Genomic DNA, 17,142 nt, shown 5'->3' on the forward strand with positions numbered 1-17,142 from the left:
CATGAACAAGACACGACAGACCGCACACGACATGTCCACCGTCCGATTGCACCGCCCCTGGCGCCAGTGGCTCCGGCACCTCTGGTCCGACCGCTCGGACATCACCCACGTGCTCGACACCGAGGCCCTCGCCCGCCTCGAAGCACGCATCACCGCGAGCGAACTGCACCACAGCGGCGAGATCCGGCTGTGCGTCGAGGCCGCGCTGCCCTGGCGCTATCTGCGTGCAGGCGCGAGTCCGCGGGAGCGGGCGCTGTCGATGTTCGGCAAGCTGCGCGTGTGGGACACAGAGCACAACAACGGCGTGCTCGTCTATCTGCTGCTGGCCGACCGCGCAGTGGAGATCGTCGCCGACCGCGGGCTGCACCGGCACATCGACCCAGACCAGTGGCAGGCGCTGATTGCCGCCATGGCGCCGCTGCTGCGCCAGGGCCAGCATGAAACCGCGCTGCAGCAGACCATCGCGGCACTCGACGAGGCGCTGCGCCACTGGTTTCCGGTGCACGGCGGTGACCAGCGCAACCCCAACGAGCTGCCCAACCAGGTCGATCTGCGCTGAAACAGCACGGACGTGTCTGTCGGACACCAGACGGACCAAGCCCGCCACAGGCGTGAACCTGGGCGGGCTTGGTGGTGCGCGTCAGGCAGCGGAGCTGCTTACTTGCGGCGGAACTTCTGGATCGCGGCGATCTGGGCGGCCATGGCAGCGAACTCGCCCTGGGCACGGGCCAGGTCGATGTCGCTCTTGGCGTTCTTCATCGCTTCCTCGGCGAGGCGCTTGGCTTCGACAGCCTTGGCTTCGTCGAGATCGTGACCGCGGATCGCGGTGTCGGCCAGCACGGTCACACGGTCCGGCTGCACTTCGAGAATGCCGCCAGCCACGAACACGAACTCTTCTTCACCGTTGTCGGCGCGCTCAATGCGCACCGCACCGGGGCGGATGCGGGTGATCAGCGGCGTGTGGCGGGGCAGGATGCCCAGCTCGCCGTTCTCACCCGGCAGCGCGACGAACTTCGCTTCACCCGAGAAGATCGATTGTTCTGCCGAAACGACGTCAACGTGGATCGTTGCCATGTTCTTCCTTCTGAGGGGGTTGAAGAGGAGTCAGCAAACCAGGGGCGGAGCGCCTTGCGGTGCGCCGCCCACCGGGGTTCACTGCAGCTTCTTCGCCTTTTCGAAGGCTTCGTCGATGGTGCCGACCATGTAGAACGCCTGCTCCGGCAGGTGATCGCACTCGCCGGCGACGATCATCTTGAAGCCGCGGATGGTTTCCTTCAGCGGCACGTACTTGCCGGGCGAGCCGGTGAACACTTCAGCCACGTGGAACGGCTGCGACAGGAAACGCTGGATCTTCCGTGCACGGGACACGGCCAGCTTGTCTTCCGGCGCGAGTTCGTCCATGCCCAGAATGGCGATGATGTCGCGCAGTTCCTTGTAACGCTGCAGCACCTGCTGCACCGCACGGGTCGTGTTGTAGTGCTCTTCACCGACCACGTTCGGGTCCACCTGGCGGCTGTTCGAATCCAGCGGATCCACAGCCGGGTAGATACCGAGCGAAGCGATGTCACGCGACAGCACCACGGTGGCATCCAGGTGGGCGAAGGTCGTGGCAGGCGACGGGTCGGTCAAGTCATCGGCAGGGACGTAGACGGCCTGGATCGAGGTGATCGAGCCGACCTTGGTCGACGTGATCCGCTCTTGCAGACGGCCCATTTCCTCGGCCAGCGTCGGCTGGTAACCCACGGCGGAGGGCATGCGGCCCAGCAGTGCGGACACTTCGGTACCGGCCAGCGTGTAGCGGTAGATGTTGTCCACGAAGAACAGCACGTCACGGCCTTCGTCACGGAAGGATTCCGCGATGGTCAGACCGGTCAGGGCCACGCGCAGACGGTTGCCCGGCGGCTCGTTCATCTGGCCGTAGACCATGGCGACCTTGGACTTGCCCAGATCTTCCAGGTTCACGACGCCCGAATCGGCCATTTCGTGATAGAAGTCGTTCCCTTCACGGGTCCGCTCGCCCACACCAGCGAACACCGACAGACCGCTGTGGGCCTTGGCGATGTTGTTGATGAGTTCCATCATGTTCACGGTCTTGCCCACGCCGGCGCCACCGAACAGACCCACCTTGCCGCCCTTGGCGAACGGGCAGATCAGGTCGATCACCTTGATGCCGGTTTCCAGCAGGTCCTGCGACGGGCTCAGCTCGTCATAGGCCGGCGCCTTGCGGTGGATCGAAGCCGTGTGTTCCGCACTGACGGGACCACGTTCGTCGATCGGGCTGCCCAGCACGTCCATGATGCGGCCAAGGGTAGCCGGACCAACCGGCACCATGATCGGACCACGCGTGTTGCGCACTTCCAGACCGCGGCGCAGGCCGTCGGAGGAGCCCAGCGCAATGGTACGGACCACGCCGTCGCCGAGCTGCTGCTGCACTTCCAGCGTCAGCGCGCTGCCATCCAGTTTCAGTGCGTCATAGATCTTCGGCATCTGGTTGCGCGGGAATTCCACGTCCACCACGGCGCCGATGCACTGAACGATCTTGCCCACTGCTTGAGTGTTCGCCATTTTTCGTTCCTTCAATCTTGATACGTTGCGTCTCGTCGTCGCGTGGCCGGGTCAACCCACCGCCGCCGCACCGCTGACAATCTCGGAGAGTTCCTTGGTGATCGCGGCCTGACGGGTCTTGTTGTAGACCAGCTTCAGGTCGTTGATCAGCGTGCCGGCGTTGTCGGTCGCAGCCTTCATCGCCACCATCCGCGCCGATTGCTCGGACGCCATGTTCTCGGCCACCGCCTGGAACACCAGCGCTTCGGCGTAGCGCACCATCAGGTCGTCGATGACCGACTGCGCGTCCGGCTCGTACAGGTAGTCCCAGCCATGGGCCTGCTGCTCGCTCGCCGACTGTTCGAGCCGGTCTGCTGCCAGCGGCAGCAGTTGCTCGATCTGCGGTTCCTGCTTCATCGTGTTGAGGAAGCGGGTGTAGCAGAGGTAGACAGCGTCCAGCTTGCCTTCGGCGTACTGGTCGAGCAGCACCTTGACGGGGCCGATCAGCTTGTCGAGGTGCGGGGTGTCACCCAGATGGGTGACGTGCGAGACCACCTTGATGCCCACGCGGTTCAGGAAGGTGAAGCCCTTGTTGCCGATCGCGACGGCCTGCACCTTGGTGCTGGTCCCCTCGAATTCACGCAACCGGGTCGTCACCGCCCGCAGCACGTTGGTGTTCATCCCGCCGCACAGACCCTTGTCGGTCGTGACGACGATGACACCCACCGAACCCGTGCCACTGTTCTTGACCACGAACGGATGGTGGTACTCAGGGGTCGCCCGCGACAGGTTGGCCGTGATGTTGCGGATCTTGTCAGCGTACGGACGAGCCGCGCGCATGCGTTCTTGCGCCTTGCGCATCTTGGACGCGGCCACCATTTCCATGGCCTTCGTGATCTTCCTGGTGTTCTCCACCGATTTGATCTTGCCGCGTATTTCCTTGCCTGCCGCCATGACGATGCTCCCGGCTTAGGCGAAGGACTTCTTGAACGCAGCGATCGCGCCTTGCAGCTCGGCTTCCGCGTCCTTGTCCATCGCCTTGTTGTCTTCGAGCTTCTTCAGCAGCGCACCGTGGCTGGTCTTCAGGTACTGGTGCATGCCGCTTTCGAACGCCAGAATCTTCTTGACTTCGACGCTGTCCATGAAGCCCTTGTTGACCGCGTAGAGCGTGGCCGCCATCAGGCTGATGGGCTGGGGCGAATACTGGGCCTGCTTGAGCAGTTCGGTCACGCGGGCACCGCGGTCGAGCTGCTTGCGGGTCGATTCGTCCAGATCGGAAGCGAACTGCGCGAACGCAGCCAGTTCACGGTACTGCGCCAGGTCGGTACGGATACCGCCGGACAGGCCCTTGATCAGCTTCGTCTGTGCAGCACCACCCACGCGGGACACCGAGATACCCGCGTTGATGGCGGGACGGATACCAGCGTTGAACAGGTTGGTTTCCAGGAAGATCTGACCGTCGGTGATCGAGATCACGTTGGTCGGAACGAACGCGGACACGTCACCAGCTTGCGTCTCGATGATCGGCAGGGCCGTCAGCGAACCGGTCTTGCCCTTGACGGCACCCTTGGTGAACGCTTCGACGTAGTCGGCATTAACGCGGGCTGCGCGCTCGAGCAGGCGGCTGTGGAGATAGAACACGTCGCCGGGGAACGCTTCGCGGCCCGGAGGACGGCGCAGCAGCAGCGAGACCTGGCGGTAGGCGACGGCCTGCTTGGACAGGTCGTCATACACGATCAGGGCGTCTTCGCCACGGTCGCGGAAGTACTCGCCCATCGTGCAGCCGGTGTAGGCCGACACGTACTGCATGGCAGCAGATTCAGAGGCCGAGGCCGCCACGACGATGGTGTAGTCCATCGCACCAGCGGCTTCCAGCGAGCGCACCACGTTCTTGATCGACGAAGCCTTCTGGCCGATCGCGACATAGATGCAGGCCATGTTCTGGCCCTTCTGGTTGATGATCGCGTCGATGGCCACGGCGGTCTTGCCGGTCTGGCGGTCACCGATGATCAGCTCGCGCTGACCACGGCCGACCGGCACCATCGAGTCGATCGACTTCAGACCGGTCTGCACCGGCTGGTCGACCGACTTCCGGGCGATCACGCCCGGAGCGACCTTCTCGATGACGTCCGTCATCTTGGCGTTGATCGGGCCCTTGCCGTCGATCGGCTGACCGAGCGCGTTGACCACGCGGCCAAGCAGTTCCGGGCCGACGGGCACTTCCAGGATGCGACCGGTGCACTTGACCGTGTCGCCCTCGGAGATGCCTTCGTACTCGCCCAGGATCACGGCGCCGACGGAGTCGCGCTCCAGGTTCAGGGCCAGACCGAAGACGTTGCCCGGGAACTCGAGCATTTCGCCCTGCATGGCATCGCTCAGGCCGTGGACTCGGACAATACCGTCCGTCACCGAAACCACGGTACCCTGGTTGCGAATGTCTGCGGCGACGCCAAGGCCCTCGATACGGCTCTTGATCAGTTCGGAAATTTCTGCGGGATTCAGTTGCATTGCTTGCTCCCAGTCTGGTCAAGCGGCCTCTTTGCAGAGGGCAGACGTGACGCAGGGATGAATTCGATGCGTGTCGTCACGCGCCTGTACATAAGCCTCAAGCGCTCAGCGCCACCTTCATGCGTTCCAGTCGGGCCTTGACGGAAGTGTCGAGCACCTCGTCGCCCACCACCACGCGGATGCCACCGATCAGCTCCGGCTCCAGCTGGACGCTGGCCGAGAGCTTGCGCCCGAAGCGTTTCTCCAGACTCGACACGACGTCCGCCAGCTGGGCCGGCTCGATCGGGTACGGGCTGTAGATCACGGCATCGGCGACGCCAGAAGAGGCGTTGACCAGTGCGTGGAACTGCTCGGCAATCGCCGGCAATGCCACAAGGCGTCCGTTGGCGACCAGTGCGCGCAGGAAATTCTGCACGCCGGGTTCCAGCGGAAGCTGCGCAGCGGTGGATACCAGATCGACCACCTGCTCGTCCGACGCCTTGGGGCTGTCGGCGAACTGGCGCACTTGCTGGTTCTGAGCCACCTGGGACAGTGCCTCGATCTGCCGGCCCCAAGCTGCCACGTCACCCTTGCGGGCCACCTGGAAGAGCGCTTCGGCGTAGGGGCGTGCGATGGTAGTGAGTTCGGCCATGGTTACAGCTCCGTCTTCAGGCGGGTCAGCAGGTCGGCGTGGACGCCGGCGTTGACTTCGCGCTTGAGGATCTGCTCTGCACCCTTGACAGCCAGGACGGCGACCTGGTCGCGCAGGACTTCGCGGGCCTGGATGGCCTGCTGGTCTGCTTCAGCCTTGGCGGCGGCGACGATCTTGGCGCCTTCCTCCTCGGCACGACGCTTGGCTTCGTCGACGATGGCCTGTGCACGCTTTTCGGCGTCGGACAGCAGCTTGGCGGTCTCGTTGCGCGATTGAGCCAGCTGTTCCTCGACGCGCTTGTTAGCGCCTGCAAGTTCCAGCTTGGCCTTGTCGGCCGCAGCCAGACCGCTCGCGACCAGCTTGGCCCGATCGTCCAGCGCTTTCGTGATCGGTGGCCACACGAATTTCATCGTGAACCACCACAGGATCACGAAGACCACGATCTGCGCCAACAGTGTTGCGTTCAGATTCACGGCTTCGACCTTTCTCGTTTAGGGGAATGACGTACGACGAGAAAGACCGATTACTTCAGGACGAACGGGTTCGCGAAGGCGAACAGCATCGCGATACCGACGCCGATCAGGAAGGCCGCGTCGATCAGACCGGCCAGCAGGAACATCTTGGTCTGCAGTTCGTTCATCAGCTCAGGCTGGCGGGCCGAAGCTTCGAGGTACTTGCCACCCATCAGGGCGATACCGATACAGGCGCCGATAGCACCCAGGCCGATGATGATGCCGCAAGCCAGAGCGACGAGACCGAGGACGTTTTCCATGATTGCTCCTAAGAGAGGTTGTTGACGAACGGAAAGGGAAAAGGGAACGGGAACGTGAACCGAGGGGCCGGCGCCAGCCGCACCGGCTCCGCGGAGCCGGCGAGACTGTGCCAGATTTCTCGACTGGATCAGTGCTTGTCGTGCGCCTGACCGACGTAGACCAGGGTCAGCATCATGAAGATGAAGGCCTGCAACGTGATGATCAGGATGTGGAAGATCGCCCAGGCAGTGCCCGCGATGATCTGACCAAACCACAGTGCGATGCCACCGAACGAGCCGAAGCCCACGGCACCCATCAGCGCGATCAGCATGAACACCAACTCGCCGGCAAACATGTTGCCGAACAGTCGCATGCCGTGCGAGATGGTCTTGGCGGCGAACTCGATGAGCTGCAGCGTGAAGTTGATCGGGGCCAGCAGCAGCGCGGCCGGACCGTGTGCATGGAACGGAGCCGAGAACAGCTCGCCCACCCAGCCGCCCAGGCCCTTGATCTTGATGCTGTAGTACAGACAGGTCAGCAGCACGGTGAACGACATGCCCAGCGTCACCGACAGATCGGCGGTCGGCACGATGCGCAGGTAGGCGTGGGCCGGGTCATGGCCCATGGCGCCGTAGATCTTTGCCCACAGGGTCGGCAGCAGGTCCAGCGGCAGCAGGTCCATCGCGTTCAGCAGGAAGATCCACACGAAGGAGGTCAGCGCGAGCGGCGCCACCACCTTGCGCGATTCCTCGTTGTGGACGATGCCCTTGGCCTGCGTGTCCACCATCTCGACCAGAAACTCGATGGCCGCCTGCATGCGACCCGGCACGCCGGAGGTCACGCGACGCGCCACGCTCCACAGCAGGAAGCAGCCCAGCACGCCCAGGAGGATCGAGAAGAACAGCGAATCCAGCTTCAGGACCGGATCACTCAGCGAGAAATCGGCGATCCCGGTCTGGGTACGACTGGTCAGGTGGGTGAGGTGGTGGGAGATGTACTCCCCCGCGGTCGGTGCATGCTCTGCAACGTGTTCTTCGGCAGCCATCGTCTTCTCTCGAACGTGTGTCTTGTCTTAAGACCGAGTGGTTGTCACCCGACCCTGCCATAGCAGGGCCAGCCAATTCATCTTCATGCACACGACCAGCGTGACCAGCATGGCTGGCCAGTTCAGGTCCGGCACGACTTTTGCCGCAGCAGCCAGCATGGCCACCGAGACACCTATCTTCAGGAACTCCCAGAACATGAAGTTGAATGCCGCAACATTCGCCTTCACCTCCGACAGCCGGCTCACCCGGGCCATGCCACGCGCCAGCAAGGCCGTCGGCACCACCACGGTGGCTGCACCATACAGCGCAGACCAGACCGCCGCCCCCGTTCCGGTGAAACCGCCGCAGACGGCCGCCATCACCAGTCCAGCCGCTGCTTGCGCAGCCACTACCCGCCACGGAGACACCAGCGGGAGTCGATCTCGAAGGGCTTGCGCCTCTTCTCGCGTCAGGCTCTTGAATTCTGTTTCGTCAGCCTCAGATGCACCGTCATCCGGATCGGTGCACAGGCCGTTATGCATGGGTGTGCGCTGATTCACGTTTGTTGACGAGCAGTTGCGGCAAAACCATCGAATTATACGTGGAAACCCCCACTACTTTGCCGGTCACCGATCAAACGATGCATCGGCGCGTCAGCGCACCCAAAACGTGCGTCCAAAGCAACACTTGACCGTGCGTGCACACCATCACGCTGCAGGCGGCTTCATGTCTGCTCGGCGGTGATTATGCTCAAGTTCATTGACGCAGCGCTTGCGTCGGCAGCGCACCGGCAAAGGGCACTCAGCACCCTGACAAGTGCAGGGGCAGCCCCGGCACCTCCACCCGGAACGCCAGCACGCAGCCGGCCAGCGGCTGCTGCGCCAGTTCCTCCGGCGGGCGCTTGTCGCGGGCCGTGGTGACATAGAGCGTCTTCAGATCCGCGCCACCAAAACAGGGCATCGTCGGACAGCGCACCGGCAGCCGCACCTCGCGCAACACCTCGCCTTGCGGCGACAGGCGCACCAGCCGCTGCCCCTCGAACATCGCCACCCAGTAGCACCCCTCGGCATCCACGGCCGCACCATCCGGCCGACCCCCATAGGTCTCCAGCGGCTGCCCTGCCACACGCAGCGCAAAGGTCCTGAAGACGCGCCGCCCCGACAGCCGCCCGTCCGCAGGATCGAAGTCGAAGGCAAACACGGTGTGCGTCTTGGTGTCGGACCAGTACATCGTCCGGCCATCCAGGCTCCATGCGAGCCCGTTGGACACCGTGATGCCATCCGCGCGGCGGGCAAGCGCCCCCTGGTCCCAGCAGTACAGCGCCGCCAGCGGCGGATCGCGCGGCTCGTAGATGGTACCGACCCAGAACCGTCCCTGCGGGTCACACTTGCCGTCGTTGAACCGCTCGGTCGTCGGGTCATAGGGCGGCCGGGCCAGCAGGCTGCGGACCCCGGACGCCGTATCGAAGCGCCACAGCCCGTCGCGCATCGCCAGCAGCAATCCTCCGCCCAGGATGGGCGCGCAACTGGCCGGCTCAACGGGGAAATCCCACTGCCGGGTCTCGCCCGAGGCCGGATCCAGCCGGTGCAGGCGGCGCCCGGGGATGTCGCACCAGTAGAGCGCCTGCTCCTGCGGATGCCACATCGGCGATTCACCCAGCAGACAGGGTTCACTGACAGCGCGGATCAGGTCGGCATCCATGGCGGCTCGCTTGAGAGGAAGGGGAAGTCGGAATCGGGCCGCGATGCTAACGCCGTACCACGCTGTAACCGCGCAGCCTGCGTCCACGCACGTTCTTCTCAATAGCGGCTGTGCGCACCGTCGAGATCGACGCAGAGATAGTGCGCACCGGGCAGCGGATTGAAGTAGAAGGGCGGCACCTCCACGAACCCCAGTGACCCGTACAGCTCGCGCGCAGCCTCCATGTCGTCGAGCGTGTCGAGCAGCATCGACGAATAGCGGGCCCGGCGGGCATCGTCGATGAGCGCCTGCGCCACCTGCCGCCCCAGGCCGAAACGTCGAAATGCCCGGCGCACGTAGAGCCGCTTCATCTCGCAGGCATTCGGATAATCCACATCGGTGATGCGGCGGTAGGCGCCGCAGCCGGCCACGGCATCGTCCACCAGCGCCAGCAGCAGGCACCCGTTGGGCCCGGCATATTCCCCCGGCAGATCCTGCAATTCCTGGTCAAAGTCCTGGAACGACAGATCGACCTCCAGGCTGGCGGCGTATTCGCGGAAGATGGCGCGCGTGGCCTCGATCAGCGCCGGGGTGTCCGGCACGATCAGGCGAATCTCGGGGGCGTGCATGGCCGCAGTCTAGCCGCCTTGCGCCTGCACCCACAACGCCAGTGCAACACCCAGTGACAAGGCGATCAGCGCCAGCCCCCAGCGGCCGGCATGGTCGGCCGATGCGGGCACGTCGGGCGGCAGCGGCTTGTCGCCCACCAGCATCGGCGTGACCAGATCGCGCCGGTGCACCAGCCGGTAGACGGCGATCGCCGCCACGTGCAGCGCCACCAGGCCGAGCAACAGCCACTGCCCCCAGGATTTGTGCCAGGACGTCGCCGCCAGCGAGGTGGCCGACTCGACGAAGCGGACCAGCGGCCCGGTGCTGGCGATCTCGTCGTCGGCCACCAGCCCGGTCGCCACCTGCACCGCCAGCAAGCCCAGCAGCGCGAACACCGACAGCGCCCCAGTGGGGCTGTGGCCCACATCCAGATGCTCCTGCGGGAGCGCCCGCCCGCGCACGTAGCGCAGCAAGGTCGCCGGTGCGTAGACGAAGCTGGCAAAGCGCGACCAGCGCCCGCCGACCACGCCCCAGAGCAGGCGAAACACCAGCAGCGCCAGCACCGCCAGCCCGAGCCGGAAGTGCCACTCCATCGCATTGCCGCCTACCTTGGCACTGAGCACCGCCCCGACGACACACAGCGCCAGCGCCCAGTGGAACAGCCGCGTCGGCCAGTCCCAGACCCGCACCGGACGCAGCCCTCCGGTGACTTCGTTCCTGGTCGATCCCATCGCTTCACCTCGCATCAAAACCGGTCATGGTCGCGAGGCTACACTGGTCCGGCGACCATGTGGCCGCGCCAGTCCACCCGGAGTTCTGCCAATGAAACGTCTGTGCATCGCCCTGTGCGCCACCGCCGGCCTGTTCGCGGCCCTGCCCGCCAGCGCCCAGTTCCAGAAGCCCGAGGATGCGATCAAGTACCGCAAGGCCGCCTTCACGGTGATGGCCAACCACTTCGGCCGCATCGGCGCGATGGTGAACAACAAGGCGCCCTTCGACGCCAAGGCGGCTGCCGAGAACGCCGAACTGCTGACGCACCTGTCCGTGCTGCCCGCGGCGGGCTTCATCGCCGGTACCGACAAGGGCGAGACCCGCGCCAAGCCCGAGATCTGGACGGAAGCCGACAAGTTCAAGGGCGGCATGAACAAGATGGGCGAAGAGCTGAACAAGCTCAACGCCGCAGCAAAGACCGGCGATCTGGCGCAGCTGAAGACCGCCTTCGGCGCCGCCGCGCAGACCTGCAAGGCCTGCCACGACAACTACCGCAAGGAATGACCCCACGCGGAACGCCCGCGGTTCACAGCCGCAGCGTTCCGGCGATGCAGCGGGTCACGTCGCCGGCGATCCACACGCCAGCCCAGTCGCCCTCGGCGATGTGCTCGACATGCACCCGGCCATCGCGCCCCAGCGCCTGGCCCTGCCCGGCAACATAGCGCACCGGCAACTGTCCGGTGCCGATCAGCCACTGCGCCAGGCCCGCATTCAGGCTGCCGGTGACCGGGTCTTCCGGCACGCCGAGGTCCGGCACGAAGGCCCGCACCTCCACATCGACCGCACCGCCCGCCGGCCACGCGCCGACCACGCCGACATTGAGCCCGCGCATCGCCGCGTAGTCCGGCACCAGCGCGCGCACGGCGGCCGCATCGTGCAGACGCACACCGAGCCAGCCGGGGCCGTTGTCGACCCACTCGACCTGCAGCACCGCGTCGGCGGACAACCGCAGCGCACGCAGCGCCTGCGCCACCACCTCGGGCTCGGCCGGACCACTGCGCCGCAGCGGTGGCGCGGCGAAGGCCAGGCGATTCGATCCACCGTCGACCTGCCGCACGCGCACCAGCCCGACACCGCACTCCTGCACCACGACACCCGCCTGCCGCGGCACGCCGCCCGCATCCCGCCACGCCTGGCAACTGCCCAGCGTCGGATGGCCGGCGAAGGGCAACTCGCCACCCGGCGTGAAGATGCGCACCCGGTAATCCGCCTCCGGATCGGTCGGCGGCAGCAGGAAGGTGGTCTCGGACAGGTTGGTCCAGCGCGCGTACGCCGCCATCTGCGCATCGCTCAACCCGTCGGCATCGACGACGACCGCCAGCGGATTGCCCTTCAGCGGCTCCGCGGTGAAGACGTCGAGCACGACCGTGCGGCGGTCCCGTGGCACGCTCACGGCGTCGGCTCCGGCTGGTCCTCGGTCAGGTGGCGCTTCAGCACCATGCCGAAGATGGCCACGGCGGTGTGGATCTGGTCCGGCGTCAGCGTCACGAAGGACAGGCGCACCGTGCGCGGATCGGGCGCGTGGGCATAGAACGCCGCGCCGGGGACGAAGGCCACGCCCTCGTCGACCGCCTTCGGCAGCAGCGCCACGGCGTCACAGCCCTCGGGCAGCCGTACCCAGCAGAACATGCCGCCGCTCGGTGCCTGCCACACGCTGCCGGGCGGCAGATGCTGCGTCAGCGCCTCGCGCATCGCGTCGCGCTGGGCGCGGTAGCGGTCGCGGATGGTGGGGACGTGCTGGTCGAGGAAACCGTCGCGGATCACCTCGTACACGACGCGCTGGTTGAAGCCGGGCGTGTGCAGGTCGGCTGCCTGCTTGGCCTGCAGCAGCTTGGGGAAGAGTTCGCGCGGCGCCACCACATAGCCCAGGCGCAGGCCCGGTGCCAGCACCTTCGAGAACGAACCCAGGTAGATCACGCCCTCGGGCCAGCGCGAAGCCAGCGTCTTCGGCGGCGGCGTGTCGTACCAGAGATCGCCATAGGGGTTGTCCTCGACCAGCGGCACGCGGGCCTGCTTCGCCGCGGCGATCAGCGCCTCGCGCCGCGCCTCGGGCATGACGCGGCCGCTCGGGTTCTGGAAGTTGGGCAGCACATACATGAAGCGGGTGCCGGGCGCGTCGTGGGGCAGCGCGGCCACCGCCTCCGGCAACGGGCCGTCCGCGTCGCTGGGGATGCTGGCGAAGATCGGCTCCATCGGCGCGAAGGCCTGCAGGGCGCCGAGGTAGGTCGGCGCCTCGACCGCAACCGGCGCGCCGGCGTCGACCAGCACCTTGGCCACGAGATCCAGCCCCTGCTGCGAGCCGGTGGTGATGAGCACCTGGTCGGCGTCGACGGTCATGCCCTGTCCGCGCAGGTGCTTGGCCACCCACTCGCGCAGCGGCATGAAGCCTTCGCTGGCGGCGTACTGCAGCGCTTCGCGCGGCGTCTCGCGCAGCACCTTGTCGCAGGCGGCACGCATGGCCTCGACCGGGAAGGTGTCCGGCGACGGCAGGCCGCCGGCCATCGACAGGATGCCCGGCCGGTCAGTGACCTTGAGGATCTCGCGCAGGATGGACGGGTTCATCCGCGCCGCGCGGCGGGCGGGATTCCAGAGGGGGAGTTCGAAAGTCATGCGCGTGGTTCCTTGTGGACCGCCATTCTCTTACCGATGAACACCACCGCGACCACCGCGACGGCGAAGACCAGCGTCGATACCTGCAAAGGCTCCCCCAGCACCGGCACCGCCAGCAGCAGGGAAAGAAAGGGTTGCACCATCTGCACCTGGCTGACCCGCACCATGCCGCCCAGCGCCAGCCCGCGGAACCAGGCGAAGAAGCCCAGCCACATCGAGAACACCGTGACGTAGGCGAAGCCGCCCCAGGCCGCTGCAGAAATGTCGGCGGGCATGGCGGGCCGCACCCACCACGCCACCGGCAGCGTCAGCGGCAGGCTGATGACCAGCACCCAGGAGATGACATGCTCGGCCCGCCAGCGCGCCGAGAGCTGCGCCCCGGCGACATAGCCGACCGCGGCACTCAGCATCGCGCCCAGCAGCAGACCATCCGCCGCGACCAGATGCCCGCCGCCCTGCACCGCCGCAAAGCCCAGCACCAGCGCACAGCCCAGCACCGCACACGCCCAGAACCCGTTCGACGGCCGCTGGCGCAGGTGCCACGCGGCCACCGCCGCCGTGAACAGCGGCAGCACGCCCGTGATCACCGCCGCGTGCATCGACGGCACCTGGCGCAGCGCCAGCGCGATGAACAGCGGAAAGCCGAGCACCGTGCCCAGCGCGGCCACCGCCAGTGGCAGGGCGTCGCGGCGTGTCGGCAATGGGGCACGGGTCAGCCAGAGGTAGACCACGCTCAGCAGCGCCGCCCCCGCCGCCCGCCCGGCGGTGACGAACAGCGGCGGCAACTGCGGCGCCTCGCCGGGGCCGACCGCCAGCCGCGTCATCGGCAGCGTCAGGGCGAAGATCACCACACCCATCAGCCCCAGCAACAGGCCCCGGTTCTCTGTCGACAGCGTCGATTGGTGCGTCGTCATGCTTGCCCCATCCACACGGCCGTCAGCACCAGCACCGCCGCCATGCCCCGGTTGAACCACGCCAGCCGCGCCCCTTGCGCCAGCCAGCCCCGCAGCAGCGCGCCGACCAGCGCATAGGTGAAGTTGCTCGTGAAGGCAAAGGCCGCCATCGTCGGCAGCACCCACAGCAGCCGCTCGCCCACCGGCCCCGGCAGCACCCAGCCGGCCGTCACCGACAGCGCGAACATCCAGCCCTTGATGTTGACGAACTGCAACGCCACGCCCTGCCAGAAACCGACCTGCAGGCCTGCGGCATCGACCTGCCCCAGCTGCGTCGTGCGCGCCAGTTTCCACGCCAGCCACAGCAGGTAGCCGAGGCCGACCGCCTTGATGCCCAGCCGCAGCACCGGCTGCGCCGCGATCGCCGCCCCCAGCCCGACGCTGCACAGCCCCAGCATCAGCGCCCAGCCCACCGGCACCGCCAGACAGAAGCGCAGCGCCCGCCGCAGCCCCAGGTTGGCGGCCAGCGCGGTCGACAGCGTCGTGTTGGGGCCGGGCGTGAACGACATGGCCGTGCCCAGCGCCAGCAAGGCGAGGTAATCGGCGGCGTTGATCGTGGGCAGGGAAAACATGGCCGCCAGTCTAGGGCGCCACAGCAGCACAGCACCAGTACACTTCAGGCCGATACTGTTCACCACTGTACTGGTGGGGGCAGTGACACATGGACGGACACCCGCAACCCCATGCACACCCCCCAGCTCAGCCGCCACAGCGACCAGACCCTGGCCGAACAGCTCGCCGCCCATTTCGCCCAGCAGATCCGCCACCGCCTGCTCTCGCCCGGCGCGCGGCTGCCCTCGGTGCGCGACTGCGCGCAGCGGCATGCGGTCAGCCCGCACACCGTCGTCGCGGCCTACGACCAGTTGCTCGCGCAGGGGCTGGTGGAAGCCCGGCGGCAACGGGGGTTCTTCGTGCGCGAACTGCGGCGCGATCTGCCGGCCACGCGGGACACCACGCCGCCGACACCCCGCACCGTGCCCTTCGACGCCAGCGCGCTGATCCGCGGCATGCTCGGCCGCAACAGCCAGCGCCCGGGCCCGGGCCTGGGCACGCTGCCGCCGAGCTGGCTCGACCTGCCGATGCTGCACGCCGCGCTGCGCAAGGTGCTGAGCGAAGACCGTGGCCTCGACGACGCCGCCGCTTCGCTGCAATACGGTGAACCGGCGGGTGATCCGCGCCTGCGGGCCGCGCTGTCCGACCGCATCGCCGACTTCGGCGTGCGCGCCGCCCCGTCGCAGATCCTCACCGCCGTCGGCGCGACGCAGGCGCTGGACCTGGTGTCACGCACGCTGCTCACACCCGGGGACGCGGTGCTGGTGGACGAACCGGGCTGGTCGGTCGAATACGCCCGGCTGACCCACCTCGGCATGCGCCTGCTGCCGGTGCCCCGCGGCCCGGACGGCCCGGATCTGGCGGTGATGGACACGCTGGCGCGGGAACACCGCCCGCGGCTGTACGTGACCGTCTCGGTGCTGCACAACCCGACCGGCGGGATGCTGAGCCTGTCCACGGCGCACCGCCTGCTGCAGCTCGCGCAGGACCACGACCTGCAGATCCTGGAGGACGACACCTACGCCCACCTCGCCCCGGCCCACGCCCCGCGCCTGTCTGCACTCGACGGCCTGCGCCGCACCTTCTATGTCAGCGGCTTCTCGAAGATCCTGGCGCCGGGCTGGCGCGTCGGCTATGTCGCGGCGCCCGAATCGCAGGTGGAGCGGCTGATCGACGTGAAGCTGCTGTCGAGCCTGACCACGCCCGCGCTGCTGGAGCAGGCGGTGGCGGTCTGTCTGGAACAGGGGCAGCTGCGCCGCCACGCCGAGCGGGTCTGCGCCCGGCTGGATGCAGCGCGCAGCCGCAGCGTGCAGCTGGCGCTCGGGGCTGGCTGCAGTTTCGTCTGTCCGCCGCAGGGGCTGTTCGGCTGGGTCGAGACCGGCGTGGACACCGAGCAACTCGCCCAGCGCCTGCTCGACGCCGACTGGCTGATGGCACCCGGCAGCCTCTTCCATGCCCGCCGCCAGCCCAGCACGCGGATGCGGATCAACTTCGCGACGGCGCAGGATGCGGGGTTCTGGCGGGCATTCAGCGCAGCGCGTGATGCGCTGCAGCCATGAAATCAGGCGGTCTCGACCAGCGCCTTCTTCATCTTCTTCATCGCCGCGACCTCGATCTGGCGGATGCGCTCCGCGCTGACGCCGTACTCGGCAGCCAGATCGTGCAGCGTGAGACCACCGGACCCGTCGTCGTTGACCTTGAGCCAGCGCTCTTCCACGATGCGGCGGCTGCGGGCGTCGAGCGCATCCAGGGCACGCAGCAGACCGGGACCCGCCAGTTCATCGCGGTGGCGGGCCTCGATCGCCTGCGTCGGCTCGTGGCGGTCGTCGGCCAGATAGGCGATCGGGGCGTAGGCGTTGTCCTCATCGTCATCGCCGCTGGGATCGAGGGCCACATCGCCACCGGCGAAGCGGGTCTCCATCTCGATGACCTCTTCGCGCTTGACGTTGAGTTGTGCGGCGACCTTGTCGATCTCGGCATCGGACAGGCTGGCGCGGTGCGTGTCGCCCTCGGCGGCCTCGCCCTTGAACTGGCGCTTCATCGAGCGCAGGTTGAAGAAGAGCTTGCGCTGGGCCTTGGTGGTGGCCACCTTGACCATGCGCCAGTTCTTGAGGATGTATTCGTGGATCTCGGCCTTGATCCAGTGCAGCGCATAGCTGACCAGCCGCACCCCCTGCTCCGGGTCGAAGCGCTTGACGGCCTTCATCAGGCCGACATTGCCTTCCTGGATCAGATCGCCATGCGGCAGGCCATAGCCGAGGTACTGGCGGGCCACCGACACCACCAGCCGCAGATGCGACAGCACCAGCCGGCCGGCAGCGTCCAGATCTTGCTTGTCACGCAGCTTGCGCGCCAGACCCGACTCTTCCTCGGCCGTCAGCATCGGCAACCGGTTGACGGCACTGATGTAGGCATCCAGATTGCCGAGCGAAGGCACCAGAGCCCACGGGTCGCGCAGGGAAAGTGCGGTGGAGGATGACGATTTCAGTTGCATGGTGGACATAGAC

Annotated in this window: 20 protein-coding genes; 3 read left to right on the forward strand and 17 right to left on the reverse strand. The window is 66.9% G+C overall.

Annotation, left to right across the window (positions count from 1 at the left end):
- Position 1 precedes the first annotated feature (1 nt).
- Positions 2 to 559, forward strand: a complete 558-nt coding sequence (locus BDD16_RS04970) for a TPM domain-containing protein (protein WP_246332471.1) — start codon at positions 2 to 4, stop codon at positions 557 to 559.
- A 98-nt stretch (positions 560 to 657) separates the two neighbouring features.
- Here BDD16_RS04970 and BDD16_RS04975 read toward each other — a convergent pair whose 3' ends face one another.
- From BDD16_RS04975 to BDD16_RS05030, 12 genes are all read right to left on the reverse strand, one after another.
- Positions 658 to 1,074, reverse strand: a complete 417-nt coding sequence (locus BDD16_RS04975) for a F0F1 ATP synthase subunit epsilon (RefSeq protein WP_179632926.1) — start codon at positions 1,072 to 1,074, stop codon at positions 658 to 660.
- Positions 1,075 to 1,152: 78 nt separating this feature from the next.
- On the reverse strand, positions 1,153 to 2,565 hold the full coding sequence (atpD, locus tag BDD16_RS04980; RefSeq protein ID WP_179632927.1) for a F0F1 ATP synthase subunit beta: 1,413 nt from the start codon (positions 2,563 to 2,565) through the stop codon (positions 1,153 to 1,155).
- Positions 2,566 to 2,616: 51 nt separating this feature from the next.
- Positions 2,617 to 3,498 carry a F0F1 ATP synthase subunit gamma gene (gene atpG, locus BDD16_RS04985; protein WP_179632928.1) on the reverse strand — a complete coding sequence of 294 codons (882 nt, stop codon included), beginning with the start codon at positions 3,496 to 3,498 and terminating at the stop codon, positions 2,617 to 2,619.
- A gap of 15 nt (positions 3,499 to 3,513) precedes the next feature.
- Complete coding sequence (atpA, locus tag BDD16_RS04990; RefSeq protein ID WP_179632929.1) at positions 3,514 to 5,052, reverse strand: F0F1 ATP synthase subunit alpha; 1,539 nt, start codon at positions 5,050 to 5,052, stop codon at positions 3,514 to 3,516.
- A gap of 97 nt (positions 5,053 to 5,149) precedes the next feature.
- The gene (locus BDD16_RS04995; protein WP_179632930.1) at positions 5,150 to 5,683 is read right to left on the reverse strand and encodes a F0F1 ATP synthase subunit delta; all 534 of its coding nucleotides are present in this window, start codon (positions 5,681 to 5,683) and stop codon (positions 5,150 to 5,152) included.
- Between the two features lie 2 nt (positions 5,684 to 5,685).
- Complete coding sequence (locus BDD16_RS05000) at positions 5,686 to 6,156, reverse strand: F0F1 ATP synthase subunit B (protein WP_179632931.1); 471 nt, start codon at positions 6,154 to 6,156, stop codon at positions 5,686 to 5,688.
- 50 nt (positions 6,157 to 6,206) lie between these two features.
- On the reverse strand, positions 6,207 to 6,455 hold the full coding sequence (gene atpE / locus BDD16_RS05005) for a F0F1 ATP synthase subunit C (protein WP_012348532.1): 249 nt from the start codon (positions 6,453 to 6,455) through the stop codon (positions 6,207 to 6,209).
- Positions 6,456 to 6,583: 128 nt separating this feature from the next.
- Positions 6,584 to 7,480 (reverse strand): F0F1 ATP synthase subunit A, encoded by an 897-nt coding sequence (atpB, locus tag BDD16_RS05010; RefSeq protein ID WP_179632932.1) that lies wholly within the window; start codon positions 7,478 to 7,480, stop codon positions 6,584 to 6,586.
- Positions 7,481 to 7,507: 27 nt separating this feature from the next.
- Positions 7,508 to 8,002 (reverse strand): ATP synthase subunit I, encoded by a 495-nt coding sequence (locus tag BDD16_RS05015; protein ID WP_179632933.1) that lies wholly within the window; start codon positions 8,000 to 8,002, stop codon positions 7,508 to 7,510.
- Between the two features lie 259 nt (positions 8,003 to 8,261).
- A complete protein-coding gene (locus tag BDD16_RS05020; RefSeq protein ID WP_179632934.1) occupies positions 8,262 to 9,161 on the reverse strand; it encodes an SMP-30/gluconolactonase/LRE family protein in 900 nt (299 codons plus the stop codon).
- 98 nt (positions 9,162 to 9,259) lie between these two features.
- Entirely contained in the window at positions 9,260 to 9,769 is a 510-nt protein-coding gene (locus BDD16_RS05025; protein WP_179632935.1) for a GNAT family N-acetyltransferase, read from the reverse strand.
- A gap of 9 nt (positions 9,770 to 9,778) precedes the next feature.
- On the reverse strand, positions 9,779 to 10,480 hold the full coding sequence (locus tag BDD16_RS05030; protein ID WP_179632936.1) for a cytochrome b/b6 domain-containing protein: 702 nt from the start codon (positions 10,478 to 10,480) through the stop codon (positions 9,779 to 9,781).
- A 91-nt stretch (positions 10,481 to 10,571) separates the two neighbouring features.
- On the opposite strand from BDD16_RS05030, the gene BDD16_RS05035 reads away from it, so the two are divergent.
- Entirely contained in the window at positions 10,572 to 11,024 is a 453-nt protein-coding gene (locus BDD16_RS05035) for a c-type cytochrome (protein ID WP_179632937.1), read from the forward strand.
- 22 nt (positions 11,025 to 11,046) lie between these two features.
- On the opposite strand, the gene BDD16_RS05040 is transcribed toward BDD16_RS05035, so the two are convergent.
- From BDD16_RS05040 to BDD16_RS05055, 4 genes are read right to left on the reverse strand one after another with little or no spacing between them, the layout of a single operon-like run.
- Positions 11,047 to 11,913, reverse strand: a complete 867-nt coding sequence (locus BDD16_RS05040; protein WP_310732804.1) for a PhzF family phenazine biosynthesis protein — start codon at positions 11,911 to 11,913, stop codon at positions 11,047 to 11,049.
- Positions 11,910 to 13,130: an aminotransferase-like domain-containing protein gene (locus BDD16_RS05045; protein ID WP_179632938.1), complete on the reverse strand. Its 1,221-nt coding sequence runs from the start codon at positions 13,128 to 13,130 to the stop codon at positions 11,910 to 11,912. Before BDD16_RS05045 ends, BDD16_RS05040 begins: the two co-directional genes overlap by 4 nt.
- Positions 13,127 to 14,044 carry a DMT family transporter gene (locus tag BDD16_RS05050; RefSeq protein ID WP_179632939.1) on the reverse strand — a complete coding sequence of 306 codons (918 nt, stop codon included), beginning with the start codon at positions 14,042 to 14,044 and terminating at the stop codon, positions 13,127 to 13,129. The genes BDD16_RS05045 and BDD16_RS05050 overlap by 4 nt, the downstream gene beginning before the upstream one ends.
- On the reverse strand, positions 14,041 to 14,655 hold the full coding sequence (locus BDD16_RS05055; protein ID WP_218897699.1) for a LysE family translocator: 615 nt from the start codon (positions 14,653 to 14,655) through the stop codon (positions 14,041 to 14,043). Before BDD16_RS05055 ends, BDD16_RS05050 begins: the two co-directional genes overlap by 4 nt.
- Positions 14,656 to 14,766: 111 nt before the next feature.
- Between BDD16_RS05055 and BDD16_RS05060 the strand changes: the two genes are divergently transcribed.
- Positions 14,767 to 16,194, forward strand: coding sequence for an aminotransferase-like domain-containing protein (locus tag BDD16_RS05060; protein ID WP_179632940.1), 1,428 nt, complete (start codon positions 14,767 to 14,769; stop codon positions 16,192 to 16,194).
- A 2-nt stretch (positions 16,195 to 16,196) separates the two neighbouring features.
- Here the strand turns inward: BDD16_RS05060 and rpoH are convergent, their stop codons facing one another.
- Positions 16,197 to 17,138, reverse strand: a complete 942-nt coding sequence (gene rpoH / locus BDD16_RS05065; RefSeq protein WP_375139063.1) for an RNA polymerase sigma factor RpoH — start codon at positions 17,136 to 17,138, stop codon at positions 16,197 to 16,199.
- Between the last annotated feature and the right edge of the window lie 4 nt (positions 17,139 to 17,142).

The organism is Sphaerotilus montanus, from assembly GCF_013410775.1.
Taxonomy (GTDB): Bacteria; Pseudomonadota; Gammaproteobacteria; order Burkholderiales; family Burkholderiaceae_C; genus Sphaerotilus; species Sphaerotilus montanus.